This is a genomic window from Lactobacillus leichmannii, assembly GCF_024701915.1.
Lineage (GTDB): Bacteria > Bacillota > Bacilli > Lactobacillales > Lactobacillaceae > Lactobacillus > Lactobacillus delbrueckii.
On sequence record NZ_QOCY01000005.1, the window covers coordinates 1 to 4961 of the forward strand.

Below are 4961 nucleotides of genomic sequence, written 5' to 3' on the forward strand. Positions count from 1 at the left end.
ATAAAAGAAATACGGCTGGCAGAAAATCTGTCAGCCGTATGGCTTGAGTTGTAAAATCCTGGGAAATTAGCATTTTAAGAAAAGAAAATGAACAATAGAAAAAGCAGAACCCAATACGCAATCAAAAATATAGGCTTTAGCACTTACAATAAAATACTTAGTTTAATTTTAAGCTTTATTTCAAGAACAGTGTTCATTCAGTACCTAGGTTCAGGGTACCTAGGCTTGAATGGCCTCTTTAGTGATGTATTAAATCTGCTGTCAATGGCTGACCTTGGATTTGGTGTGGCGATGGCTTATAGTTTTTATGAGCCGCTCGCTCATGATGATAAGAAAAAAGTAGCGGCACTTGTAACTTTCTATAAGCGTGCGTATACAGTTATAGCTTTGGTAGTGACAATAGTTGGTTTACTGTTGATACCTTTTTTGCCATACTTAATAAATCTGAGCAAACCAATTGACCATATAAATCTGTACTATCTCTTCTCTTTAGCGAATGTTGTAGCATCATATATTAGCGTACACAAGACTACAATTTTATCCGCTGATCAACGGAACTATGTTGTTGTTAAAATCACAATGGTAACAAGTATCATTCAGACGATTTTACAAATTGTTGTACTTGTGCTGTTTAAAAGTTATCTTGCTTATTTAATTGTTGGTACATTCTTTGTTTGGTTCAATAATTTGTATGCATCTCATATTGCGTCTAAAGAATACCCTTATATTAATGAGAAGGTAGAGCTTAGCAAAGCAGATCGTAAGGATATCTACAAAAATATCTCTTCTGTATTCATCTATAAGGTGTCGAATGTTCTTTTGACTGCAACGGATAACTTGCTAATATCAGTTTTAGTTGGTACTGTGGCTGTTGGGTACTATTCAAACTATCAGATGATTCAAACAAGAGTTATTGAGTTCTATACTTTACTATTTTCTTCGATTACGGCAAGTATTGGGAATCTTATAATTACTGAGGGATACGATAAGCGTTATCGTGTTTTCAATACAGCACAGTCAGTCAGTTTTATTACTTCGGGAATCATAGTACCTTGCTATACTATCTTAATTAGTAGTTTTATTGGAATCTGGTTAGGTCAGAAATATGTTCTAGACACGTGGACAACTTTAGCAATCGGACTTAATACTTACTTTTCATGTGTTATGCAGCCTTTATGGTCTTATCGAGAGGCAACGGGCTTGTATCGAAAGACAAAGTGGATTATGGTCATCTGTGCGATTGAGAATTTAGTTCTATCAGTTATTTTAGGGAGAGCGTGGGGAGTAGCAGGAATTCTTTTCGCTTCAGCGTTTTCAAGAGCAACTACGTATATTTGGTATGAACCCAAAATTTTGTTTAAAGAATATTTTAATCGGGGAACAAACAAATATTATTTGGATTTAGCGGTTAATACGATTTTTGTTCTTATCTTAATCGCAATTGGATTTACTATCAGTAAGATTTTTACGCCTAGAAATTTTCTTACTTGGTGTGTGGAAGCAATTGTAATCTTTGCTATATCATGCGTTTCTTCATTGTTCATTTATAGAAAGAGCGAGGGAGCTCAACGAATCTTGTCGTTTATTAAGAGAAAAATCCTCCGAAAGTAATGGAAATGCTGTATCCCAAAAAATTGGAACAAATTAGTATTACGCCGTTAAGGTTGGTAAAACATGATTCTGATATTCAATCGGGGTCATATTTTTTCGTCCCGTCTTGATTCTTACGTTGTAAGCACCGTGAGGTAAGCGCTCAATATCGCGGTATCTATTACCCGCCGGTCAATAGTCATATACTGTTCTTAACAATTGAATACGGAGGAACACGATATTATGACTAAACATCCAATCGTACCGCTCGAGTTACCGAAGGACAGAATTAGGCCTAGGAATAAGCTTCCAAAGAACCGGCTTGTTCATAATCTGAAGTCCAAAGGGGTTGAGCTGTCATTTTACAGTGATGCCACTAACGAGCTCATGATCGAAGTTGTGGACAGGTTCTTGAGCCATGATTAATCTGGCCGAATTAGGTCGAGTGTTCATTGTTTGCGGTAAGACCGACATACGCTGGGGAATCGATTCGCTTGCTTACATAGTTAAGAAGAGCTTCAATCTTAATCCCTTCTCTGGATGCGCCTTTCTCTTCTGCGGTAGCTAGAGAGAGCACTTCAAATGACTTTGAAAAGGGGAAGCTGTCCTTGCCGAACAGAAGTTCGAGAGTTGTCCGATGAGCAAGTCATGCGCTTGATGCAGGGCTTTACCATCGATCCTAAAATTCATATTGCAAGAGCTCGTGAATTGTATTGATTTCACGAGCTTTTCTAGTATTCTTATGATTATGAATCAAGGAGGGAGAACAACTATGACCGACAAAGACATTTTAGCTTTAATCGAAACGTTCAAAGCAACTAACGAAGAGTTGCTCAAGCAGGTCACCCTCCTTACTGAACAAGTTGAGTATTTGACTAATAAGCTTTATGGCAAGTCTTCCGAAAAGAAGTCTGTAAACCCAGATCAGCTGAGCTTTTTTGAGGAAGATAAGGCCTCTCAAGATGACGAGGGCTTACCCTCGCATTACCGAAACTATTACCTATAAGAGACGCAAGCAAGTCGACAGAAAGCAAGATATCTTAGACTCTCTGCCAGGCGGGGAGGTTCATCATCGTTTGGATGATCTTACTTGCACAAACTGCCAGCACGAACTGAAAGAGATCGGCAGCTTCTGTGCCAGAAAAGAGCTGCTCTACATTCTAGCCCAGGTTAAGAGAATCGACCGTTGTGGGGTGTAAGAGTGTTGGCTCAGTTTTGATAATGAAGCCATGGTTAGCATTGTGGATGTACTCGAAGTCTCTTGAATCAATTCAAGTATATGAGCAATCAAGCTATCATTGACAGAGAATCAACGTCTGGAAACCTATTTTACTCTTACCAGAAGATGTCTGTCCATCTCCATTGCAAGTAAAGTTCCATAAACTAATTAATCCCATCTTAGCGTTGCTAGGATGGGATTTGCCGTATGCGTTGGGTTACTGTATATTTATGCTTGAATAAGTACATAGATTAAGCTTATTTATTGAATAGATATCTTTGTGGGTGTATCATAGTTGTGCGTTACGATTAATGGGCGTAGCGGATAAGGATTTCTGTCAAGAGTTTAGATAACTCGAGATAAGTTGCCATTTCTTGCTTGCGCTGCTTGTTCAGTTTGCTACAGGTCATGGCTATCGCAGAAGATGTGAGTATGAAGAATATCATATCGACTCCTTTACCCTTGATTATAACATCAAGAAAGATAGCATAATTGAGCAGTTGCAGTTTAATGCTGTAAGTTAAGTTAGTACCCCTTGGTTAGGAATACTGTTCTCCGTTGCCAAGGGGTATCGCTATGTTTAGAGATAAAATGGATATTAATGAATGGTTTAGGGAAGTTACTCCCAAAAGTAAACGTCGCTATGCGCACTTTGATTTACGGACTAATTTAGAACGTGATAAAAAATATATTACAAATCCAGACAAAATAGCTCACCATGGTTTTTATCCCTTTATTAGGTATGATCAAATTTTTACTAAATTTAGGTCAAGCACCAAAGAAAAATATGTAAAGTCTAGGGAGATATGTTATTCTGCCCATATTGATAGATGTATTTATCAATATTACAGTTTTCTCGTTAACGAAAAGTACGAAGAATACTTAACTAAGCATGGAATAAATCAAGTCCCAATTGCATACCGATCTAACTTGGGAATGGGAAATATAGCAGCTTGTCAGAAAGTTCATCAATTTATGCTAGAAAATAAGTCATACTATGTGATGATAGGTGATTTTACTGATTTCTTCGGAAAACTAAATCATGCATACCTAAAAAAACAGCTTTGCCAATTATTGCAAGTGAATAGGTTACCTGCAGACTATTATGCAGTATTTAAAAGCATCACAGAGTATGATACGTGGGATTTAAAAAACATCTTAAGATTAAATGGCCTAGAAGATACTAGAGCGGGTCTGAAGCAATTAAATTCTAAAAAAAGGGCTTTGACAAAAGAGCAATTCAAAAAACATAAAAAGAATATTTGCCATCACAAAAATGATTTTGGGATACCTCAAGGCTCCTCTATAAGTGCGTGCTTTTCTAATGTCTATATGATAGAGATAGATGAAGCAATAAATAATTTTGTTGCTAAACACAATGGAATGTATTTGCGTTATAGTGATGATTTTGTCGTAATACTGCCTATGTCAACTAGTCAGAGAAAAGATCTTCAAAAGTTAATAAGTCTGTTTGATGACTATAGGAGTAAGGGACTTTTGGAATTACAGCCGGATAAAACCCAAGTTTTTAGTTTTATTGCTGACAAGGAACTATGTAATATAGGAGCCGATTTTAATCCAAAATTAAGTACAGAGCATAAGAAAATAAATTTCCTTGGACTCTGTTTTGATGGATTTGAAGTTAGAATACGTTCCAAAACAATTTCGAAATATTACTATCGAATGAGGCATAAAGCAAGAGGCATAGCCTGTCAATATACGCTTAAAAGCGGGTTTAAAGGCGCAGATAAATTATATCGTATGTATTCTGAACGAGGACAGTACGGTAAAGGGAATTTTTTAACTTATGTTAGACTGGTAAGTAGCGCTTTTCCAAAAGAACCAATTGGAGTAGATACACAAAATAATATGGTAAAAATCCGCAAAGCGCTTAACCAAAATAAACCAACCTAGTGTTGGATGATTCTCGTTGGAGAAGTCGTTATCAAGCCCACATTATCTGACATCGTTTAAGTACTCAACAAGAGAACATCACACTACTTCAAGCTCACCTACCACAAAGACAAGTTCTATGGCTACGAGGAACGGAAAGATGTCATCGAACGAGAGCTGCAGATGTGCGGCTATTTCGCGATCGTGACCTCCGAAAAGATGACAGCCTCTGAAGCCTTGAATCTTTACAAGAGCCGCG

The 4961-nt window shown here is 37.2% G+C and carries 5 protein-coding genes and 1 pseudogene; all 6 read left to right on the forward strand.

Going from position 1 to position 4961, the window contains the following annotated elements:
* The first annotated feature begins 87 nt into the window (after positions 1 to 87).
* The 6 genes and pseudogenes from DS743_RS00050 (at position 88) to DS743_RS00075 (ending at position 4723) form a co-directional block, all read left to right on the forward strand.
* Positions 88 to 1611, forward strand: a complete 1524-nt coding sequence (locus tag DS743_RS00050) for a lipopolysaccharide biosynthesis protein (protein WP_051977323.1) — start codon at positions 88 to 90, stop codon at positions 1609 to 1611.
* Between the two features lie 222 nt (positions 1612 to 1833).
* Positions 1834 to 2016: a hypothetical protein gene (locus DS743_RS00055; protein ID WP_035185068.1), complete on the forward strand. Its 183-nt coding sequence runs from the start codon at positions 1834 to 1836 to the stop codon at positions 2014 to 2016.
* Positions 2009 to 2158: an IS66 family insertion sequence element accessory protein TnpB gene (tnpB, locus tag DS743_RS00060; RefSeq protein ID WP_072544296.1), complete on the forward strand. Its 150-nt coding sequence runs from the start codon at positions 2009 to 2011 to the stop codon at positions 2156 to 2158. The genes DS743_RS00055 and tnpB overlap by 8 nt, the downstream gene beginning before the upstream one ends.
* A gap of 204 nt (positions 2159 to 2362) precedes the next feature.
* The gene (locus DS743_RS00065) at positions 2363 to 2596 is read left to right on the forward strand and encodes an IS66 family transposase (RefSeq protein WP_035185070.1); all 234 of its coding nucleotides are present in this window, start codon (positions 2363 to 2365) and stop codon (positions 2594 to 2596) included.
* Positions 2553 to 2774 (forward strand): annotated as a pseudogene (locus DS743_RS00070) (IS66 family transposase); the annotation flags it as partial. The gene DS743_RS00065 and the pseudogene DS743_RS00070, both read left to right, overlap by 44 nt.
* A 611-nt stretch (positions 2775 to 3385) precedes the next feature.
* Entirely contained in the window at positions 3386 to 4723 is a 1338-nt protein-coding gene (locus tag DS743_RS00075) for a reverse transcriptase domain-containing protein (RefSeq protein WP_080730910.1), read from the forward strand.
* Positions 4724 to 4961: the final 238 nt, after the last annotated feature.

Coding starts and splice junctions, on each gene's coding strand:
- DS743_RS00050 (WP_051977323.1), top strand. CDS start 88: ATGAACAATAGAAAAAGCAGAACCCAATACGCAATCAAAAATATAGGC.
- DS743_RS00065 (WP_035185070.1), top strand. CDS start 2,363: ATGACCGACAAAGACATTTTAGCTTTAATCGAAACGTTCAAAGCAACT.
- DS743_RS00075 (WP_080730910.1), top strand. CDS start 3,386: ATGTTTAGAGATAAAATGGATATTAATGAATGGTTTAGGGAAGTTACT.
- DS743_RS00055 (WP_035185068.1), top strand. CDS start 1,834: ATGACTAAACATCCAATCGTACCGCTCGAGTTACCGAAGGACAGAATT.
- tnpB (WP_072544296.1), top strand. CDS start 2,009: ATGATTAATCTGGCCGAATTAGGTCGAGTGTTCATTGTTTGCGGTAAG.